18 protein-coding genes are annotated in these 19,860 nt (G+C 46.2%); 10 read left to right on the forward strand and 8 right to left on the reverse strand.

Features of this window, described 5'->3' with window-relative positions:
• Positions 1 to 23 precede the first annotated feature (23 nt).
• Complete coding sequence (locus IC229_RS02085; RefSeq protein WP_190885249.1) at positions 24 to 467, reverse strand: OsmC family protein; 444 nt, start codon at positions 465 to 467, stop codon at positions 24 to 26.
• Positions 468 to 625: 158 nt separating this feature from the next.
• Between IC229_RS02085 and IC229_RS02090 the strand changes: the two genes are divergently transcribed.
• The 4 genes from IC229_RS02090 (at position 626) to metK (ending at position 5,081) form a co-directional block, all read left to right on the forward strand.
• Positions 626 to 1,411 carry a hypothetical protein gene (locus IC229_RS02090; protein WP_190885250.1) on the forward strand — a complete coding sequence of 262 codons (786 nt, stop codon included), beginning with the start codon at positions 626 to 628 and terminating at the stop codon, positions 1,409 to 1,411.
• A gap of 151 nt (positions 1,412 to 1,562) precedes the next feature.
• Complete coding sequence (gene lipA, locus IC229_RS02095; protein WP_190885251.1) at positions 1,563 to 2,444, forward strand: lipoyl synthase; 882 nt, start codon at positions 1,563 to 1,565, stop codon at positions 2,442 to 2,444.
• Positions 2,445 to 2,561: 117 nt separating this feature from the next.
• A complete protein-coding gene (locus IC229_RS02100; RefSeq protein WP_190885252.1) occupies positions 2,562 to 3,713 on the forward strand; it encodes a lycopene cyclase family protein in 1,152 nt (383 codons plus the stop codon).
• 84 nt (positions 3,714 to 3,797) lie between these two features.
• The gene (gene metK, locus IC229_RS02105; protein WP_190885253.1) at positions 3,798 to 5,081 is read left to right on the forward strand and encodes a methionine adenosyltransferase; all 1,284 of its coding nucleotides are present in this window, start codon (positions 3,798 to 3,800) and stop codon (positions 5,079 to 5,081) included.
• A gap of 83 nt (positions 5,082 to 5,164) precedes the next feature.
• Here metK and IC229_RS02110 read toward each other — a convergent pair whose 3' ends face one another.
• From IC229_RS02110 to IC229_RS02125, 4 genes are all read right to left on the reverse strand, one after another.
• Complete coding sequence (locus tag IC229_RS02110) at positions 5,165 to 5,536, reverse strand: HPF/RaiA family ribosome-associated protein (RefSeq protein WP_190885254.1); 372 nt, start codon at positions 5,534 to 5,536, stop codon at positions 5,165 to 5,167.
• 211 nt (positions 5,537 to 5,747) lie between these two features.
• On the reverse strand, positions 5,748 to 7,118 hold the full coding sequence (locus IC229_RS02115) for a cytochrome P450 (RefSeq protein WP_190885255.1): 1,371 nt from the start codon (positions 7,116 to 7,118) through the stop codon (positions 5,748 to 5,750).
• Between the two features lie 68 nt (positions 7,119 to 7,186).
• The gene (locus tag IC229_RS02120) at positions 7,187 to 9,439 is read right to left on the reverse strand and encodes an ATP-binding protein (RefSeq protein ID WP_190885256.1); all 2,253 of its coding nucleotides are present in this window, start codon (positions 9,437 to 9,439) and stop codon (positions 7,187 to 7,189) included.
• On the reverse strand, positions 9,375 to 10,418 hold the full coding sequence (locus IC229_RS02125; protein WP_394355913.1) for a hypothetical protein: 1,044 nt from the start codon (positions 10,416 to 10,418) through the stop codon (positions 9,375 to 9,377). The genes IC229_RS02120 and IC229_RS02125 overlap by 65 nt, the downstream gene beginning before the upstream one ends.
• A gap of 257 nt (positions 10,419 to 10,675) precedes the next feature.
• On the opposite strand from IC229_RS02125, the gene IC229_RS02130 reads away from it, so the two are divergent.
• Entirely contained in the window at positions 10,676 to 12,388 is a 1,713-nt protein-coding gene (locus IC229_RS02130) for a GMC oxidoreductase (protein WP_190885258.1), read from the forward strand.
• Between the two features lies 1 nt (position 12,389).
• Complete coding sequence (locus tag IC229_RS02135; protein ID WP_190885259.1) at positions 12,390 to 12,854, forward strand: 3-oxoacyl-ACP synthase; 465 nt, start codon at positions 12,390 to 12,392, stop codon at positions 12,852 to 12,854.
• Here IC229_RS02135 and IC229_RS02140 read toward each other — a convergent pair.
• Positions 12,851 to 14,482: an amidohydrolase gene (locus IC229_RS02140; RefSeq protein ID WP_190885260.1), complete on the reverse strand. Its 1,632-nt coding sequence runs from the start codon at positions 14,480 to 14,482 to the stop codon at positions 12,851 to 12,853. The genes IC229_RS02135 and IC229_RS02140 overlap by 4 nt on opposite strands.
• Positions 14,483 to 14,588: 106 nt before the next feature.
• Between IC229_RS02140 and IC229_RS02145 the strand changes: the two genes are divergently transcribed.
• The 3 genes from IC229_RS02145 to IC229_RS02155 all read left to right on the forward strand — a co-directional run bounded on the left by IC229_RS02145 (position 14,589) and on the right by IC229_RS02155 (position 17,031).
• Positions 14,589 to 15,977: a TolC family protein gene (locus IC229_RS02145; protein ID WP_190885261.1), complete on the forward strand. Its 1,389-nt coding sequence runs from the start codon at positions 14,589 to 14,591 to the stop codon at positions 15,975 to 15,977.
• A 54-nt stretch (positions 15,978 to 16,031) separates the two neighbouring features.
• The gene (locus IC229_RS02150) at positions 16,032 to 16,238 is read left to right on the forward strand and encodes a DUF2188 domain-containing protein (protein WP_190885262.1); all 207 of its coding nucleotides are present in this window, start codon (positions 16,032 to 16,034) and stop codon (positions 16,236 to 16,238) included.
• A gap of 103 nt (positions 16,239 to 16,341) precedes the next feature.
• Positions 16,342 to 17,031 carry a DUF421 domain-containing protein gene (locus tag IC229_RS02155; protein WP_190885263.1) on the forward strand — a complete coding sequence of 230 codons (690 nt, stop codon included), beginning with the start codon at positions 16,342 to 16,344 and terminating at the stop codon, positions 17,029 to 17,031.
• Positions 17,032 to 17,035: 4 nt separating this feature from the next.
• Here IC229_RS02155 and IC229_RS02160 read toward each other — a convergent pair whose 3' ends face one another.
• Together IC229_RS02160 and IC229_RS02165 are read right to left on the reverse strand one after the other, a co-directional pair.
• Positions 17,036 to 18,124: a DNA topoisomerase IB gene (locus tag IC229_RS02160; protein WP_190885264.1), complete on the reverse strand. Its 1,089-nt coding sequence runs from the start codon at positions 18,122 to 18,124 to the stop codon at positions 17,036 to 17,038.
• A 107-nt stretch (positions 18,125 to 18,231) separates the two neighbouring features.
• Positions 18,232 to 18,822, reverse strand: coding sequence for a hypothetical protein (locus IC229_RS02165; RefSeq protein ID WP_190885265.1), 591 nt, complete (start codon positions 18,820 to 18,822; stop codon positions 18,232 to 18,234).
• Positions 18,823 to 18,984: 162 nt separating this feature from the next.
• Between IC229_RS02165 and sucD the strand changes: the two genes are divergently transcribed.
• On the forward strand, positions 18,985 to 19,860 hold the full coding sequence (gene sucD, locus IC229_RS02170; RefSeq protein ID WP_190885266.1) for a succinate--CoA ligase subunit alpha: 876 nt from the start codon (positions 18,985 to 18,987) through the stop codon (positions 19,858 to 19,860).

Consider the following 19,860-nt stretch of genomic DNA (forward strand, 5'->3'; position numbering starts at 1 on the left):
ATTAACCATTATTCAGTACGTACTTAAACATTCACGCCGGCTTCCCACCGGATACTGACGGCTTGCTCCAGGTCTGGGTGGAGGCTAATGGCGACTGGACAGGTGTGCGCAATTTTTTCGAGTCGGGCCCGGGTTTCATCGTCCGGTAAAAAAGGCTCTCCATCACGATTGGCACGTAGCACCAGGTCAATTTCAATGCGAGCGATACGTCGGGGCGGTTCGCTGCTCATGACTTTCGTTACGTCGAGCGCACTACTCGTGAGGTCAATGCCATCGCGCCGTGCGAAAATGGCCATAGTGGTAATAATGCAAGAGCCCAGAGCGTTGGCTACTAAATCGGTTGGAGAGAACGCTTCACCCCGCCCCTGATTATCGGTCGGTGCGTCGGTGTTGATGTGCGTTCCTGATTGCATATGTTCACAATCGGTACGTAAATTGCCCTGATAGTCAATGTGAATCGTTGCCATTTGCTAAAAATAATGAGTCAACAGCAGTAAGTTAGACCGCTGACTAACTTACCAATTGACCTTAAACATAAAATAATTGGTGTTGTTACGCTAATACTTGTAGATGATTTTGTGAAGCAGCCTAAAAATTTGTAGCTTTAATTCAGGATTTTACGAAAATGCGAACACTTTACGGATTACTTGCGCTTACGTTAGGCTGCCTGATGCTATCGACTCAGGTTGCCCAGGCACAAAATACAGATGCCGACGACGAAATATATCCAACCGAAACCACATTCGGCATCACAACCAATACAAACGCTGGTGTCATTGGTGGCGTTTCGTTCCGGCAGTCGAAGCTGTTATCTGGTACGTTGTTTGGATTGCCGCAATATCGGTACCTGAGCATCGAACTGGTGAACGTGAAGCATCCTAAGGAGCTTCAGTCGTCGGTTAACTCTATTGGCTCCCGATATATCGATGGGAAAGAAAATTACCTCTTTGTGCTACGTCCGCAGTATGGCCGTGAAGTAAAGTTATTTCAGCGAAAAGCCGACGAGGGTATTGCCGTGAGTGGTATTCTGGCGGCTGGGCCATCGCTGGGTATTATCAAGCCATACTATCTGGAAGTCGCTTATGGCAACAATAGCCGCACTGTGCCAGCATCGCAGGTCAATGGGTTTACAACGCCTACTGGTGAAACCGTCATTGGCTCGGGTGGTTTTCTGGAAGGACTTGGCCAGTCGAAATTAACGGTCGGACTTAACGTAAAAGCAGCCCTCAGCTTCGAACTGAGCGCTTTCCGGGCTAATACAACCGGCGTCGAAATTGGCTTCCTGGCCGAAGCATTTCCCAATACCATCGTCATTATCCCCAACACCAATCCGGCTGGCAAACGCGAAGACGGCAACCGGAGTTTCTTCACATCAGCGTATATTACCCTATTTTTTGGGAGTAAGAAATAACGTAGCAAAGGGAATAGGGGTAAGAGCATAGAGTGAAAACTCTAGCTTTTGCCCCTTTCTTTTTCACCCTGTGCCCATACCCTATACCCTTTGCCACTACCGTGAACTTTACGGCTGAAAAACGGATTCTGAGAGAAAGTATTGAGGAGTTATGATTGAATTACCAGTAATACCTTCCGAACAACAACGTAGCAGAAAACGCCCCGACTGGCTGCGGGTTAAATTGCCCATCGGTCCAGAATATGCAAAAGTGCGCAAACTGGTCGACGAGCATAAATTACATACCATCTGCGAAAGCGGCAATTGTCCTAATATGGGCGAATGCTGGGGCGCAGGAACGGCAACGTTCATGATTTTGGGCAATGTTTGTACCCGAAGCTGTACGTTCTGTGCAGTAGCGACAGGCCGCCCGAACGAATACGATACTGACGAACCTCGTCGGGTTGCTGAGGCAATCGTTTTGATGAAAGTGAAACACGCCGTCATTACGTCGGTGAATCGCGACGAACTGAAAGACCGTGGCGCCGAAATCTGGTATCAGACCGTGCGCCTTATTAAAGAAGCGTCGCCATCTACAACCATCGAAACCCTGATTCCAGATACCAAAGGCAATTGGGATGCCCTCGAACGAATGATTTCGGCAGGTCAGGAAGTAGTGTCGCATAATATGGAAACCATTGAGCGGCTTTATCGCCGGGTACGTCCGCAGGCACGTTACGAACGCAGTCTGGAGCAAATTCGCCGGACGAAAGAATACGGGAAACGTACCAAATCAGGCATCATGCTCGGGTTGGGCGAAACCCACGATGAAGTATTTAAAGCTATGGATGATCTGGCGGTTAATGGCCTGGACGTATTGACGTTGGGGCAATATCTGCAACCCACTAAAATGCACCACGAAGTCATTGAGTGGATTCATCCTGATACGTTTGCCATGTACCGGGAAGAAGGTCTGAAACGCGGTCTGAAATACGTTGAATCAGGGCCATTGGTCCGTTCCAGCTACCATGCCGAGAAACACGTAAACGTTTAATACGTTTTATAGGCAGTTAGTTAATACGTAGTGAATACCAATTATTATAAACAATTGAGCAAATTCAAGGCTTAATAAGAAGAGTCTGGACTTCGGTTCAGACTTTTTCTTTGCTCCATGAAAAAATACGACTTCATCATCGCGGGGGGAGGAATGGCCGGACTTAGTCTGGCGTATTACCTAACGCAGTCTCCACTTCGCGACCGAAGTATTCTGATTATTGACCGGGAACAAAAAGACCGGAACGACCGAACCTGGTGTTTCTGGGAGCGTGATCCTGGTCCGTTTGAATCTATTTTATTTCGTACGTGGAAAACAGTTTGTTTTCACGGTACTACGTATACCGGTCCCGTCGATATGGGCGACTATACGTATAAGATGCTACGTGGTATCGATTTTTACGAGTTTGTGCAGAACGAACTAGCCAAACATCCGACTATAGAATTTAAGCAGGCAATCATCAATCGAATCAAGGAAACACCGCAGGGTGGCTTTCTGATTGCTGACGATGAGCCTTTCATCGCTGATTATATTTTCGACAGTACGTTCGCGCTAAAGCTAAATCAGCCTGAAAATCACAATCTCCTTCAGCACTTTAAAGGTTGGGTCATTACGGCTGAAAAGCCCTGTTTTAATCCCGAAAAACCACAAATTATGGATTTTCGGATTGAGCAGCATGGCGATTGCCGGTTCGTTTACGTGTTACCGTTCGATGAAAAAACGGCGCTTGTTGAGTTTACGTTATTTAATGAAAAATTGCTCGAAAAGAGTGAATACGACGATCAGCTACGTCAATACATCGACCGATTTCTTGACACAGGTACGTATCAAATTGCTGACACTGAATACGGCGTCATTCCCATGTCGGACGAACTGACTCAGGAATACCCTTCCGAACACATTGTACGAATTGGTACGTCGGGCGGGTACACAAAAGCATCGACGGGATATACATTCCAGCGAACACAACGCTACCTGAGTGCTATTGTTAAGAATCTGGTAGAGACTGGGAAGCCAATTCGCCCTGAATCGTGGTTTCGTCGACGCTTTAAAGTGTACGATAGTGTATTTCTAAACGTATTGGAAAATAATCGGCACCCTGCTGATGATATTTTTACCAGAGTCTACACGGGTAATCCTCGGCGTGTTTTTACGTTTCTGGACGAGGACACTCACGTTCTGGATGAACTTCGCCTGTTTGCAACCATGCCGTTCTGGCCATTTCTGACTGCCTTTTTCGCGGTGATCCGTCGAAAAATCGCAGGTTAGATTTTTACTTCATCCTTTAATTATTTGCCGCCTGTTGAGAAACTTGTAGATTTGTGGTTGGAACCAAGCCATATAGATAGCGTAATGCCGTATCTTTTCACATCTGAATCAGTTTCTGAGGGACATCCTGATAAAGTCGCTGACCAAATCTCTGACGCCTTGATAGATAATTTTCTGGCGTATGACCCATCGAGTAAAGTTGCCTGTGAAACCCTGGTAACCACCGGTCAGGTTGTGCTGGCGGGTGAAATAAAAACCGAAACGTATCTGGACGTTCAGAAAATTACGCGTGAGGTTATCCGTAAAATTGGTTATACCAAAAGCGAATATATGTTCGAAGCCAATTCGTGTGGTATATTCTCAGCTCTGCACGAACAGTCGGCTGACATCAACATGGGCGTTGATCGAGAGGTAGCCAACGAAGACTTCGAAACAAAAGCCAATGCACAGGGTGCTGGTGATCAGGGTATGATGTTTGGCTACGCGACCAACGAAACGGATAACTACATGCCGTTGCCGCTCGATTTAGCCCACGCCATCCTGCGCGAAATGTCGCACATTCGTAACAATGAAATCCAACTGATGCCGTATCTGCGCCCGGATGCGAAGTCGCAGGTTACGATTGAGTATTCAGATGACCACCAGCCGATACGTATCGACACGATCGTGGTTTCGACGCAGCACGATGATTTCGCCGATGATGAGATCATGTTGGCGAAAATCAAGGAAGATATCATCAAAATCGTGATTCCTCGTGTTAAGGCTGCTCAGAAAGCAGAACTGCACACGTTGTTCACCGACGATATTAAGTATCACATTAACCCAACCGGCAAATTCGTGATTGGTGGCCCACACGGCGATACGGGTCTGACGGGGCGTAAGATTATTGTTGATACGTATGGCGGTAAAGGTGCTCACGGCGGTGGCGCCTTCTCGGGTAAAGATCCCTCGAAAGTGGACCGTTCGGCGGCTTATGCTACGCGCCACATTGCTAAGAATCTGGTAGCTGCCGGCCTCTGCGATCAGGTATTGGTGCAGGTTTCCTACGCGATCGGTGTAGCTGAACCCTGTGGATTGTACGTAAACACCTACGGTACGTCGAAAGTGGATTTGCCCGATGGTGAAATTGCTAAGAAAGTAGGTCAGATTTTCGATATGCGCCCGTATGCCATCGAACAACGACTAAAACTACGTAATCCGATTTATTCGGAGACAGCCGCTTATGGCCACATGGGACGTAAAAATGAAATTGTAAAGAAAAAGTTTGGCTCGAACGGCCAGACGAAAGAAGTTGAAGTTGAGGTTGAGTTGTTTACATGGGAAAAACTTGATTCCATTGATAAAATCAAAGAATCGTTTTCGCTGTAATTCGGTCTTCGCTCAGCAATTATATAAAAGCCAAAAGCCACTCCGAACGGGTGGCTTTTGGCTTTCTTGGATTAGCAAATTGGTTATAACTCGTCGGTTTCAACGACCTCTTCTTCCTGCATGAATTTGGCCTGGGTTATGGCCGGACTGGAAATGTCATTTCGTTTTTGCTTGCACCGAACGAGTTTGTCTTTCAGGACATCCATCACGCGGTCGGTGGCGCTTTCGAAACTTTTGTCGTGTTCTTTCACGAACAACTCTTTACCCGGAATCAACAATCGAACTTCGACTATTTTTTCCTTAACCTTGTTGGAATCGGCTCCTTCGAGCCTTAAAAATACCTCTCCGCTAACAATCCGGTCGTAAAAGGTATCCAACTTGTCGAGTTTAGCCTGGATGAAATCTAACAGGCTCTGATCGGCTGTGAATCGCACAGCATGAATTTGTAGTCTCATTGTGTCGCCTTTAAGGTGAATAAACTAAGAACATCAATGGACTATCTAAGTTTGAGGATACATACCAGAATGTCAAGTGCTCCTAAGAAAGATGCAAATCTGTTTCACGAGTCTGACACTGGATAAAAGGTAAGGGGTTGATTGATTCACTTTTTACTTAATTCGTGGAACGGCTTAAAACAAAGATTCTTCGAAAAGTATAATTGCAGTATTACGTAAATTGTGCGTAAATAGGCCGATTTGGACGTAACGTTATCAATGGTTTAGGATTTATGACCTGACTGCTTACCTGACTAAACCTGAATTTCCGAACGAGCATTGCCAGCAGAATCTGCATTTCCATAAGCGCAAACTGATTGCCGATGCACAGGCGTGGTCCACCGCCAAACGGTACGTAAGCATAGGCATGAGCCTGGTCTTTTTCACCACCCGGCGCGAATCGATCCGGGTTGAATCGCTCAGGATCAGACCAGGACGCCGGGTTGCGATGGAGAATATACGGGCTGACAAGAGCCGTTGATCCCGCCGGAATAATATATGGACCAATATGGTCATTTTGATGAGCCAATCGACTCATGATCCAGGCAGGTGGATACAAACGTAGTGACTCCTGGATGACTTGTAACGTATAAGGCAGCGCCCGAAAAACATCTGACGGTGGCACACGAGAATCGCCCAGCACCGATTGAACTTCTGTTTGCAGACGTAACAGTATGTCGGGATGCTGTGTCAGTAGGTAAATTGTCCATGCCATCGACACGGCCGTGGTTTCGTGGCCTGCCGAAAACAACGTAACACATTCATCACGCAATTGCTTGTCTGACATGCGCTCGCCGGTTTCTTCGTCTTCAGCGCTGAGCAGCATACCGAGCAGATCGCTACGTTGCTCATTTTCGGTCAACGGATTTTTACGTCGAGCATTTATTACCTCGTAAATGAACATATCGACAAGTTGACCGGCCTGCCGAAAACGATTATTCGAAGGGGTCTTCCAGTGCATTGGCACCCGAATCGGCGACAAGAGACGTCGGTTAGCCATGTAATTCAGCGTATCGAGCGCCTGCGATAAACCAGTCAGTTTCCCGGCTGTATCAGAGCCAAACAGTGTTTTGCAAACAATACGCATCGTAACGTCCATAAACGCCTGAGACATGTTAATGGGTTTATGGGGAGGGAGTTGCTGGAGTTCGTCAATCCAGTCGGCGGTTTCCGAAATCATGGTTTCGGCCAGAGCCGCCAGTTTTTGCCGATGAAAAGCGGGTTGAGCCAATCGCCGTTGGCGACGCCAGAAATCGCCATCACTGGTTAGCAGGCCATTTCCCAGAAAAATTCGGAGCACTTCAAACGCGGGCGACCGGCCGTAGTTCCGATGATTTTCCTGCAAAATATGCTTGGCATCTTCGGGGTTGAACACCAGATATTGATTACGACCGCCAATCTGAAGATGCACGATACGTTCGTATTCCTGCCGAAGTGAACGTAACGCTTTTAACGGATTATATAGAAAAGCGAGCGTGTTACCCAAAATTGGTAAACCTGCCCGTCGGGGAACCGGAAGTGGAGACGTAGCAACAGTTTCCATATAAATTAGCCCAGTGTTTGCTAGAATGGCTGTAAAGTTAGGCTATTTCGATTTTGTAAGTGACTTCCCTAAGCGTAATCAATAGCCATTTGCGCCACTTCAGACAGTACGTCATCGACAGTTTCTTTTAACTCTGAGCCCATCCGCAAGTAATCAGTTGGATATTCATCTTTTAAGAAATGCAACGTAGCGTAATAAAGGGGCTTGAAGCGGTCTTTCAACTGCCATTCTTCCTGCTGGAAATAGTTGTATGCGGTGTGGTATTGTTTTTTAGCGAGGAGGAGCTCTAAAAACTCTTTTGTTAAGCGGTTAAGAGGATCATTGAAAATAGAGTTTTTATTATTTAAGTGTGAAAGGATACCATCTATATATTTATTTAATGTATAGCTAGTTAAGTAGTAATCATTCCATAGGTTAATTATATCATAGACGAAAAAAGCCCTTATATCCTTCACGGTATTTACCGCTTTTTGAATGAATTTTTCAACAATGGAAAAACTGATATTTTTCCTATTTGCTAATTTATTTGTGAAGTATTGAATTGCTATTTCCGCAGCAATTCTTGATTTATCAGTACTGAATAAGTTCTTCTTGACTTCACCATTAATTTCTATGTCAATTTTAACCCCATTTACTAAGCCAATTACAGCTGCTAAACTAACCGATTGATGGTCATTTATATCATTTATTAAATACTCTTTTTTATCTGTAAATGATTTAATTAAGTTCTCTTCAGCTAATAACGTTTCATCATTCATTAAATAGCAAGCTGATAAGTCTAATAAAATTGCTTCGTTTTTATTATTAAAACTCGATAAAAATTTAATTGCTTCTGCGTATTTGCCTGAATGGATTATCTCAGTTACTTGCTCTTGTTTGGAATAGGTTATATTGGCTGCCAGTGAGTTATATCCCTTTGTTATCAAATATATTCTCGTTGTTTTTTTTAATTTATCTTCTATTTCTTCATCTTTAATAATAGTGCTAAATGCTGTCGTTAAATACAGAGCTGCTTCGGGATCCAAAGTACCAACTTCCATTGCTTTTAAATGTCCATCAATACGTTCTTGCATCCATTCTTCATCACCTGCAAACATCGTTTCAAAAAAACGTATCAGCCATAAGACACGCTGGTCTGTTTTCCGGCCGAAACGCATTAAATACCAGATGTTGAAAAAGCGTTCATCGAGTCGATAAAGGTGGTTTTTGGTTTTTGTTTCTACTTTCTCTACTACGTTATTATCAATCAGCTGCTTCAATTGCGCCGATACTACTTTACTTTCCAGACGTACTACTTGGGCTAATTCTTTAGCGCTGGCAGCATCCCATGCCTGAGCGAGTGCGGCTACAATTTTCTGTTGTTGAGCAGGTAAGTCGTCCAGGCGGTGTTTGTAGAGAGGTGTTACACGGTCGAGTAGTATGTTCAGATCGCGGAAAACTGAGCCGGAACCATTTTCAACCAAGATTTCAAATAATAACACCATCGTTCGTATGACTCCACCTGTGAGTCGGCGGATGGCTTCGATACGTCCCGGTTGGCGTTCAATCAATTGCTGGACAGCTTCGGTGTGATACGTCTCACCCAGTTTCAGAAAGAGTTCAATAGCTTCCTGTTTGGCAAGTCCTTCTAAATGAATCATTTTGAAGAACTCATAGAACGGTTTGGTGTAATCATGTACCTGTTCAATGGCTACCGACGTAGCACCAATGAGTCGCAATTCGGACGTAGTAAGTAGTATCTCACGCAATCGTTTCTCTTCCTGCGTATCTAACTTTTTCAGTACGTCTCCTATGTTGTCAATCAGCAACAGCAATTTTTTATTCTGCTTCTGTAATGCGTCAATAATTGCCTGGAAAGCCCTCTGTTCGTAATCATCCTGCCCATACAGCTTTGTTACGTTGTCATACAAATCGGCGAATGCTATGTCGGCTTCTCCAAGATATTGAGCGGTACGTTCCCACACATCGGCCAGCGAGCCAATTCCATATTCTTCTTCGTTGAATACAATTGGAATTAGACGCTGGCGCAGTTCGGGCGTGTTTTCGATTTCGTAAGCGATACGAAGTAACAGCGTCGTTTTGCCCATGCCCCGAATCCCCTGAATTAGATAATGCTGCTCGGGTTTAGTCATTGTCGAGTCGCGTATATCCCGGAAAATTCGCTCGAATTTCTGTTTACGGGCAATGAACCCGGCAATCAGGGCTTCTTTGCTCTGGTTGTGCGGATTATAGATGGTCGCAATGAGCGGTTGTGAATTAGCAGACATATTTTTTCCACCAGTTTTTGAGAATAGACGAATTGAAACGATATGCTGTTCCATCGGCTGTTTGATGCAGATAACCCTCATATTCCAGTGATTCGACGGTAGCCTTATAATTGTCGGTGATGCCGTACTTAACTGCCAAGTCATGGACGACGGATTTTTCCAATGGTGATTCCTCAGTAGCCCGATTCAATACGTCATGCACAAATTGATATTCAGCTCCGGGTTCAAGTCGCTTTTTCAGCCGTTCGTAATACTGTTCGAAATAGATTTTGTTTCGCTGATGAAAAATCTGCTGGTATGCCTGTTCTGCTTTGGCTTGATCAATTGGATTACCACTACTTTCAAATACGTCGATAATCTCCTGTACTAATAATTGAACATGAAAAGGCATTAACCAGTCAATTTTCTGTAGAGTGAAACGAATCGTATCCTCATCAATTTGAATATCCTCCGGCCCAATAAGTTGACGGAAAAGTGAGCAGGCTTCGTCTTCAGTCAGCGAAGGAACGTCGATGTACTGTAACTGATTGACAAGGTCGCTAACTTCAAGTTTCTTGACTAATGGTTGCAGGCAAATAGAACCCGTCAGCAGAAACTGCACTTTACTAGTCAGTTTGCGATTGTGGGTTAATTCACGGAAAAGCTGTAGAAATCGCCGAGCTTCCTGTTTTCCATGTTTCAGCATAATATTATCAATGGTCTCAGTAAACTCATCGACCATAATAATTAGTTTGCCACCGTCGAGATCCAATTCTTCCAGCATTTTTTCAAAATCGGTCTGAAAGTTTATTGGCTCTCCTTTATCTAGTGAAAGATCCAAGAACGGTACAGAAACTTTCAGGTTTATGCGTTGAAGTAGCGCACTGGCGACCTTCTTTAACGTATCGGTTACTTTCAACATCGTGCGAAAAGCGGGGCTATCAATAACCTGCTTTGCCAGTTCTTTATAGAAGCCATCTACCGAATCAATTGACTGAGTAATAGCATAAACGTACTGTTGGTCAGCTTCAGGGTTTTCCTGAAGGTGGTTCATGATAGACGTTTTACCAACACGTCTTGGGGCAGATAGATATACCCAATTAAATGCTCGCAAAGCCCGACGAATCTTCCGTACGATCTGTGGCCGCTCAAAAAAGTCGTTTCCTGAAACCGCCTGTCCAATAATATTTCTCATTTAGCAATAATTTTATTGTCAAAAGTAATGGCAATAGAATTATTGTCAAATTTTTTAACAAAAAATATATTGTCAAACGGTTTTCTTATATTCACTTTCTAAACCCACTAGTCTACATGAATATCAACGGCGATGCAAAAGCCGCCCTTACCTACGATGCCATTGTAATTGGTTCGGGAATTAGCGGAGGTTGGGCAGCTAAAGAGTTGTGCGAAAAAGGGTTACGAACGCTCGTGCTGGAACGCGGGCGCGATGTTCGGCATATTACAGATTACCCAACGGCGCAGCTGAACCCCTGGGATTTCCCCCACCGAAATCGAATGCCCGACGAATTCGATAAAGCCAACCCGATTGCAACCAAATGTTATGCTTTAGATGAGAGCACACAGCAGTTTTTTGTGAAAGACGCCGAGCATCCTTATGTACAGGAAAAACCTTTTGATTGGATCCGTGGGTATCAGGTAGGCGGGAAGTCGTTGATTTGGGCGCGTCAGACACAGCGGTGGAGCAAATTCGATTTTGAAGCCAACGCTCGTGACGGTGCGGCTATCGACTGGCCGATACGTTATGAAGATTTAGCGCCCTGGTATAGCCACGTTGAAAAATTCGTAGGTATCAGTGGTAATAAAGATGGATTGGAAACGCTGCCTGATGGCGAATTTCTGAAGCCCTGGGAGTTGAACTGCGTCGAGAAACACATCCAGAAGCGCGTTGCCGAACGGTATAAAGATCGCTACGTTATTGTTGGTCGCTGCGCCCACCTGACTGAGCCTAAGCAAATTCACTTCGATCAGGGGCGGGGGCAGTGTCAGGCTCGACATTTGTGCTATAGAGGATGCCCGTATGGAGGCTATTTTAGTTCGAACTCTGCTACGTTGCCCTGGGCTGCCAAAACTGGGAAGTTAACGCTACGTCCTGATTCAGTAGTTCATTCCATTATTTACGATGACACAAAGGGGAAAGCGACGGGCGTTCGGGTGATTGATGCACACTCGAAGACAATGACGGAGTATTTTGCCCGAATTATTTTCGTGAATGCTGCCTGTCTGAACACTAATTTGCTGTTGCTCAATTCAACCTCTCGTCGTTTCCCAAAAGGATTAGGTAATGACAACGGTTTGCTGGGTCACTACGTAGCATTTCACAATTATCGAGGAAGCATTACGGCTGATTATGAGGGTTTCGAGGATGGGTATTATCACGGTCGGCGGCCAACTACGGCGTTTATGCCTAATTTTCGGAATGTTCGCAAGCAGGAAATGGATTTCCAGCGGGGGTATATGGTCGCTTTTAGCGCTTCCCGGACAAACTGGGGTAGGGGAAACGCTCAGGCCGGTTTTGGAGCTGAGTTCAAGGAAAAACTAACCCGACCGGGTGCCTGGAATGTATACATGATGATTCAGGCTGAGACGGTTCCTCGCTACGAAAACCACGTTCGACTGAGTTCTGACCAGAAAGATGCCTGGGGAATACCTCAACTCGTTACGTCCGTTGACTACACTGACAATGACCAGAAAATTTCCAAAGATTTTCTGGAACAGGGAGCCGATATGCTCGAACAATCAGGTTGCGTGCGGATTTCGCCTTATCTCGATAACCGCAATCCCGGCCTTGATATTCATGAAATGGGTGGAGTACGTATGGGTCGCGACCCGAAAACGTCGTTGCTGAATGCTCATAATCAACTTCATGCAGTAAAAAACGTATTCGTTACTGACGGTGCGGCCATGACATCAACCGGTTCTCAGAATCCATCCATTACGTTTATGGCGTTGACAGCGCGGGCTGCTACGTTTGCGGTAAACGAGTTAAAAAAGAAAAATCTATAACGTGACCGATACGTATCAAGAAACGAAAATTGCGCTTTTGGGCTTATGTGAAGCTTATGTCCAGCAACGTATCGATACCGCGCGAATTGCTATGGAAGCAGCTCAGGAAGCCGCTAATTCAGAATCCAAAAGTAGTGCTGGCGACAAATATGAGACGGGACGAGCGATGGCGCAACTCGAACGCGACCGCCACGCCCAACTGCTGGCCGAGGCCTTAAAACTACAGCAGGACGTAAACCGACTCATTGTAGAGAAACATTACGAAACGGTGCAGCCCGGAAGTTTAGTGATAACCAATCGCGGTACGTTTTTTATCAGCATCAGCGCTGGGAAAATGCTGCTGGCGGGAAAGGATTACTTCGCCGTTTCACCCGCATCGCCGATTGCTACGTCGTTATCAGGTAAAAAAATGGGTGATACCGTTACGTTTAACAAACTAACGTATCAGATTCAGGCCGTGAATTAAAACACCCGCTCACCACCAATCCAGGTCTGTTTTACACTGGTCTGACGTAACTGTTCGTTAGGAGCGGTCATAATGTCGCGGTCGAGAACTACAAAATCGGCTTGTTTGCCGGGTGCGATGCAGCCGCGCAGATGGTCTTCGAAACAGGCGTAAGCAGCCCAGCGAGTCATGGCTAGTAGGGCTGATTTACGGTCGATGGAGTTTTCAATCTGGTAGCCGCCAGCCGGATAATTTTTTGCATCCTGCCGGGCTACGGCTGCGTGAAAACCAAAAATAGGGTTAACAGCTTCGACCGGGAAATCGCTGCCGAACGCAATCAGGCCATTTTGTTTCATCAAATCATTAAAGGCGTAAGCTCCTTTCACGCGCTCAGGCCCCAGCCGGTCGCCCGCCCAGTACATATCCGACGTAGCGTGGGTAGGTTGAACTGAAGGAATGATCGAAAATTGACCAAATTTTCTAACGTCTTCAGGCGATACCACTTGCGCGTGTTCAATACGCCACCGACGATCGTTTTTCTCCTTAAGCAGTTTGCCGTATAAATCGAGCATCAGATGATTGGCCGAATCGCCGATGCAGTGCGTATTTGCCTGAAATTTAGATTTAATGAGAAGCGTAGTGATACGTTCCAATTCGGAAGGGCTTAGCAGCAGAAACCCACCCGTTTCGGTACGATCACTGTAGGGCTGGCGTAAGCAGGCTCCACGCGAACCAAGCGCTCCATCGGCATAAAGTTTGAACGAACGTACCGTGAGCCGGTCTGTCTGGAAGGGGCCGCGTTGAAGGAAGTAATTCAAATTTGGTTCGCCCAGGCTAATCATAGCGTAATCCCGAATTTTGAGCTTTCCGGTACGTTGCAGGCTATCAATCAGGTTGATTTCGTCCGGGTTTATTCCTGCGTCAGATACAGTTGTCAAACCCAAAGCAACGCAGGCTTTCTGCGCATTAAGAAACATTCGAGCTTTGTCGGCAACATCGGGGCGGGGAATCACTCGTCTTATGAATTGCATCGCATTATCAACCAAAACTCCCGTTGGCTGGTTGTTTTGTAATACAACTTCGCCACCTGGTGTCTTTGACCCTTCCGTTACGTTGGCCATCTTGAGGGCTTTTGAATTGACAAGCAATGCATGCCCATCAACACGTATCAACGCCACTGGAACATGCGGGAAAGCAGCATCCAGTTTTTCTTTTGTCGGAAAGGCTTTCTCGGGCCAGTCATTCTGGTCCCAACCTCGACCCATGAGCCAGGAAACATTGGGATGAGCCTGATAAAACGTTTTTAGTCGTTCGATGACTTCATCATACGACTCCGCACCCACCAGATCGGCCTGATCAAGCACTTGCCCAAGCCCCAGAAAATGAGAATGAGGGTCATAAAAACCGGGGTAAACAGGCAGGCCACCGAGATCGGCTTGGGTAACCGCTTCATATTCGTCGGCGAGCGCCTTGGCTGTGCCGACCGCCAGAAATTTTCCGTCTTTAACAACGAACGCGTCGGCCATCGAAAAACTCGAATCGGCCGTGTAGATACGGGCGTTCGTGACGAGTAAATCCGCCTTTTTTTTGAAGGAACAACTGGAAATAAGCAGCGAAAGAGTAGAAAGCAGCAGGAAAATACGTTTCATGGTGTTTGGGAACAAAGGCTGCAAGATAAACGAAAGGCCGATAAACTGACGGGCCAATCGCAGATTCCCTTACTTTTGTTGTATTGTTTTTGCTAACATTAATTCAATGAAACTCAGCCACTGGCTTTTTTTTGCTTGCCTCCCTCTTTCGGTCTCTGCTCAACAAACACCAAACGCCATCCAACGTGCTCAGCAACGGAGTTTTACCGTGGCTACGATTCCACAACCGGGCGAAGTACTTACTTTGCAACAGGCTGTACAACAGGCAATTGACAAAGATTATCAGATACGTATCAATCGCTCGCAGGAAGAAATTGCCCGAAACAATTACACAAAAGGCAATGCTGGCTATTTGCCTGTACTGACCGGCAACGCGAACTCGAACGGAAGTCTGCAAAGTTTTCGGCAAACTACGATTGGTAACCTTCAGCCCGAACGTATTGGCTCTGGCGTTTTCAACCGGGCCTCCAACGTGGGTATAAACCTGAATTATACTGTTTTTAATGGCTATGCCCGCCGAACTTTTTATACACAGCTCAAACAGTTGCTTCAGATAAGTACGGTTAATACCCGAGCCAATGTTGAGGCTACCGTTGCCAATATCGCCACCGGTTATTATAACGTAGTACGGCATCTCCAGCGGCTGATTGCCTTTACGCAGGCACTTGATATTTCGCGGGAACGGCTCGAACTGGCCCGGGCCAATTATGAAGTAGGAACACGCTCGAAAGTTGATTTCCTGAGCGCTCAGGTCGATTATAACACCGACAGTGCGGCCTTACTTTCGCAGGAGCAGGCGTTACGTAACGCCAAAATCATTCTGAACACACTGCTGATACGTGACCCGCAAACTGAATTCGCCATTCGTGACACCATTATTGCCCGGACAGATTTGCAGTTAGAGGCTTTGCAACAATCGCTGTCAACCAATAATCCACAATTGGCGGCTGCCATATTGAATCGAAGCGTTTCCGACCTGAACGTTGAAATCGCAAAGGCTCAGCAATTACCACTCGTTACGGCCCAGACGGGATATAACTATCAATTTATTGACAACCAGGGTGGCTTTGGTGTTGCTACCGGACGTACCAGTGCAGTAACCTACAACGTAGTAGCGTCTATACCGATTTTTAACGGGTATAACCTGAAGCGTCAGATTCAGAATGCCCGGGTTAACACCATTATTGCGCAAGATCAGATAGACACCCAGAAATTACAGTTGCAGTCGGCTGTAGCTCAAACATATCATAATTATCAGAATAGCCTGAAACTGCTTAATCTGGAAGTTCAGAATAATCAACTGGCCAACCAGAACGTCGATATTGCATATGACCGGTACCGAATTGGTAACTCTACGTTCGTGGAATTTCGAAACGTACAACGTACCGCTATCGATGGTCAAACGCGTCTGATTGAAGCAGAATACAATGCAAAAGCCGCTGAAATAGAACTACTTCGGCTCAGTAGTACGATCTCCCAGGAATTAGGTTTGTAAAACACTTGGTGGTTGTCTGAGTTATTGATGATACGTATCAATAACTCAACAGCTATGCCCTGGTCGAAAAAAGAATATCCAAACTCATTGAAGAATTTCATGGCTCCCGTTCGAAACAAAGCCATCGAAATCGCGAATGCGCTGCTCACGGAAGGCGCTCCCGAAGATCGGGCGATTGCCATTGCTACGTCAAAAGCCGAGGAATGGGCAGAAAACCGGAGCATGAAGATTCGGAAAGACAGTGCGCCAGAGCGGAAATAAACTGGCTTTTGTCACGCTTTACACTCAAACAAATCATCTCCTTTTGCCGCCAGAAACCTTGCAGCCGTGGAGTACTACGTAAAATCTATCCTGAATTAGTATCATGAAAGAACCGGTCAAACCTTTCGACTGGGAGCGAATGTTGCTCGACGATTTTCCCTGGTTATATCTGGGCGAGGTCGCTCTTCGGACGCTCTGCATGTTTCTGATTCTGTTGATCGCCCTTAAAGTTTCTGGGAAGCGTCAGATTAAGCAACTATCTGTATTTGAGCTTGTTTTGGTAATTGGTTTGGGGTCGGCTGCGGGTGACCCTATGTTTTATCATGACGTACCGATGGCATCTGCCATCGTGGTGTTTGTTGTGATGATGATTTGCTATAAACTAGTTACACTACTATCCGACAAAAATCGCCGAGTGCGGGAAACATTGGAAGGCAAGCCTGTCTACGTCATTGAAAATGGCTGTATTCTGATTAATAATTTCAAAGACGAAGACCTAACGCAGGACGAATTGTTTATCGAGCTGCGTCTGGCTGGAATTCGGCAACTGGGCGAAGTAGAATACGCTATTCGTGAACCTACCGGTGAGGTCAGCATATTTCAATTTGATGGTCCCGGCAAACGATCTGGACTACCCATTTTACCAAATGATCTGAAAAAGGCTGTTGAAACCATTAGTGAACCGGGTGTTTATGGATGTTGCTTGTGCGGTAACGTACAAACGTTCGGCCTCGACAGTCATCCCGTATGCGTTAACTGCGAGAATGACCGTTGGGTGAAAGCCACGCAGTAAAGCACTACGTTGCCTGAACCGGTTTTTTTACAACCTTTTTAACGTGATCTTTTAGAAACGTCAGCAGTAATTTCTCCACGCCGTCGAGACCGTGCGGGCTGGTTTTGCGGAACCGGCTGCTACGTTGGATATACGGATTCAAATCCTGACATTCGTAAGCTTCCAGAATCTGTGGGTGAACGTAGTGTTTTCGGCAAACGGTACGTGTATTTCCTAATTTGCTGGCTACTTCATCGAGCACGGTATTCACGTTTTTCTTCAGTTCTTTTTCACTTTCGCAGGGTTCCAACTCAACCAGGAGACGTAGCGCGTTGACTGTGCCGGCCCAGGTGCGAAAATCTTTAGCCGAAAAATCGTCGCCCATTGTTTCCCGCAAATAATCATTGACCATGCCCGAATCGATTGGATGACGGTTTCCAGCCTCGTCGATGTATTGAAACAATTCTTTACCGGGAATATCGCGGCAGGCTTTAACCAGTTTGGCCAGTCTGCGGTCTTGGAGCGCGATGTCGTGGTAAATTCCTTTCTTACCCTTAAAACTAAACCGAAGCTCTGTGCCGTTCAGGTGCACATGGCGGTTTTTCAGCGTTGTTAAACCATATGAACCATAATCTTTTTCGTAGGCCGCATTACCAATTCGAATCAGCGTCTGCTCCATCACACTTAGCGCAATGGCAATGACCTTCTCGCGTGATAAAGATTTCTGGTTTAGGTCTTTATGAATTCGCTCTCGAAGTTGTGGTAGCGCTTTTCCAAAAGCAGCCATCCGAAAGAATTTAGTTTCGCTTCGAATGGCGTTCCATTTGGGATGATAGCGATACTGCTTTCGGTGGCGGTCGTCAATCCCCGTTGCCTGTAAATGGCTATTATGCTTAGGACTTATCCATACATTTTGCCAGGCAGGAGGGAGGGCAAGGCTACGAATCCGGGCTAATATTTCGTCGTCGTGAACTTTGTTTCCCTTGGTGTCGAGGTATGAAAACGTATCGCCGTTACGTTGCCGACGAATACCAGGCATGGTATCATTGCTGTAGACCAGTCGGGCGGCCCGCGCCGTCTCAACCGGGTCGTGTGCTAATTCCAGTAAATTCACAGTCGTTGAGTCTCAAAAAATTAATGCAGGAGGATAACCACCTGAGCAGGGAATTGGTTAGGCGTTACGTGAAATTTCTAGTGAAGGTATTGCTACGTATTGGCAAGCTACCGAATTCCGGCCCGCCATTGGGCCGCTTTGCCAAAGAACCACAGCGTTAACGTAGTGGCATAATGATAAAAATCGGTGGGGTGGATTACACTTCTGAAAGCGTCAGCTTTAGTGGCCAGGCCCATTGCCATAGCCGCCATAACAACCCATAAACCTCGTTTGTTACGTTGCAGCAGCGCAAACACAGCCAGCAGCATCAGTACCAGAATTCCCATCGATGGCACAATTGGTGTAAAAACGCGTGCGTCGGGCAGCAAAAGACTGATAAATAGGAAAAGACCAAACAGGATCGTTGCAATAAACGTCAGCAATGATAGCGTGCGCTGATTGAGCAGCGCGTACACTGCCGTTACTACACAAACTACTCCCAACGTATCAGATAATACAATCATGGAGTGATGAAGTGTTTCAAGCGACTCATTCCCCGCAAAAAGTAGCACACTAATGATAGCGGCCAGAGAGGTTGTCAGCAAAAAAAAGCCCCACAGCAACCGGTTAAATAGGGAAATGCGACCGAAAAAGTGCCAAAACACGCCAAAGCCTGCTCCAGCCAAAATGGAGCCGGAAAGGATGTGTGAAAAAATCATCACGTAATTTACGAAGTTTCGGCTACTTTTGCCCAACTTTTTACAAGACGTAAATCGGTTCGGTAAACGAAAAGACAGTAGCTTTTCAGAAAGGCTAATTTTGTTTACCGTTTAGTTTTTTCTCATTAAAAAACCGTATCGCCAACGATTTCAAAAACCGTCATGAGTGTTTTAGTAAACAAAGACTCCAAAGTTATCGTCCAGGGCTTTACCGGCTCGGAAGGCAGTTTTCATGCCAATCAGATGATTGAATATGGCACCAACGTAGTTGGAGGTGTTACACCTGGCAAGGGAGGGCAAACGCACCTGGGTCGGCCCGTGTTTAACACGGTTCAGCAAGCTGTAGACCAGGCCGGTGCTAACGTATCGATCATTTTTGTGCCGCCCGCTTTTGCTGCCGATGCCATTATGGAAGCCGCTGAGGCCGGTATCAAGGTCATTATTTGCATCACTGAAGGAATTCCGACGGAAGATATGGTCAGTGTGAAAAAATACATTTCCGACAAAGATGTGCGCCTGATTGGACCTAACTGCCCCGGCGTTATGACGGCCGGTGAATGTAAAGTAGGTATCATGCCTGCTTTTATTTTCAAGCCAGGTAAGATTGGTATCGTTTCAAAATCAGGTACATTGACCTACGAAGCGGTTGACCAGTTGACCAAAGCTGGACTGGGTCAGTCGACGGCTATCGGTATTGGGGGCGATCCAATTATTGGGACGACCACCAAACAGGCCGTTGAGTTACTGATGAATGACCCCGATACTGAAGCCATCGTCATGATTGGGGAAATTGGTGGTGGCATGGAAGCCGAAGCAGCCCGTTGGATCAAGGCCGACGGAAATCGGAAGCCAGTAGTCGGCTTCATTGCTGGTCAAACCGCTCCTAAAGGTCGTCGGATGGGCCATGCTGGAGCTATTGTGGGTGGTGCCGACGATACGGCTGCCGCTAAAATGGCCATCATGCGCGAATGCGGTATCCACGTAGTAGAATCGCCAGCACTGATCGGCGATACGATGCTGAAAGCTTTAGGAAAATAA

Source organism: Spirosoma profusum, from assembly GCF_014699005.1.
In the GTDB taxonomy this organism is placed as follows: Bacteria; Bacteroidota; Bacteroidia; order Cytophagales; family Spirosomataceae; genus Spirosoma; species Spirosoma profusum.

Excerpts from the sequence above, each read along its gene's own strand:
- IC229_RS02085 (WP_190885249.1), bottom strand. The coding sequence starts at position 467 with ATGGCAACGATTCACATTGACTATCAGGGCAATTTACGTACCGATTGT.
- IC229_RS02090 (WP_190885250.1), top strand. The coding sequence starts at position 626 with ATGCGAACACTTTACGGATTACTTGCGCTTACGTTAGGCTGCCTGATG.
- lipA (WP_190885251.1), top strand. The coding sequence starts at position 1,563 with ATGATTGAATTACCAGTAATACCTTCCGAACAACAACGTAGCAGAAAA.
- IC229_RS02100 (WP_190885252.1), top strand. The coding sequence starts at position 2,562 with ATGAAAAAATACGACTTCATCATCGCGGGGGGAGGAATGGCCGGACTT.
- metK (WP_190885253.1), top strand. The coding sequence starts at position 3,798 with ATGCCGTATCTTTTCACATCTGAATCAGTTTCTGAGGGACATCCTGAT.
- IC229_RS02110 (WP_190885254.1), bottom strand. The coding sequence starts at position 5,536 with ATGAGACTACAAATTCATGCTGTGCGATTCACAGCCGATCAGAGCCTG.
- IC229_RS02115 (WP_190885255.1), bottom strand. The coding sequence starts at position 7,118 with ATGGAAACTGTTGCTACGTCTCCACTTCCGGTTCCCCGACGGGCAGGT.
- IC229_RS02120 (WP_190885256.1), bottom strand. The coding sequence starts at position 9,439 with ATGGAACAGCATATCGTTTCAATTCGTCTATTCTCAAAAACTGGTGGA.
- IC229_RS02125 (WP_394355913.1), bottom strand. The coding sequence starts at position 10,418 with ATGAACCACCTTCAGGAAAACCCTGAAGCTGACCAACAGTACGTTTAT.
- IC229_RS02130 (WP_190885258.1), top strand. The coding sequence starts at position 10,676 with ATGAATATCAACGGCGATGCAAAAGCCGCCCTTACCTACGATGCCATT.
- IC229_RS02140 (WP_190885260.1), bottom strand. The coding sequence starts at position 14,482 with ATGAAACGTATTTTCCTGCTGCTTTCTACTCTTTCGCTGCTTATTTCC.
- IC229_RS02145 (WP_190885261.1), top strand. The coding sequence starts at position 14,589 with ATGAAACTCAGCCACTGGCTTTTTTTTGCTTGCCTCCCTCTTTCGGTC.
- IC229_RS02150 (WP_190885262.1), top strand. The coding sequence starts at position 16,032 with ATGCCCTGGTCGAAAAAAGAATATCCAAACTCATTGAAGAATTTCATG.
- IC229_RS02155 (WP_190885263.1), top strand. The coding sequence starts at position 16,342 with ATGAAAGAACCGGTCAAACCTTTCGACTGGGAGCGAATGTTGCTCGAC.
- IC229_RS02165 (WP_190885265.1), bottom strand. The coding sequence starts at position 18,822 with ATGATTTTTTCACACATCCTTTCCGGCTCCATTTTGGCTGGAGCAGGC.
- sucD (WP_190885266.1), top strand. The coding sequence starts at position 18,985 with ATGAGTGTTTTAGTAAACAAAGACTCCAAAGTTATCGTCCAGGGCTTT.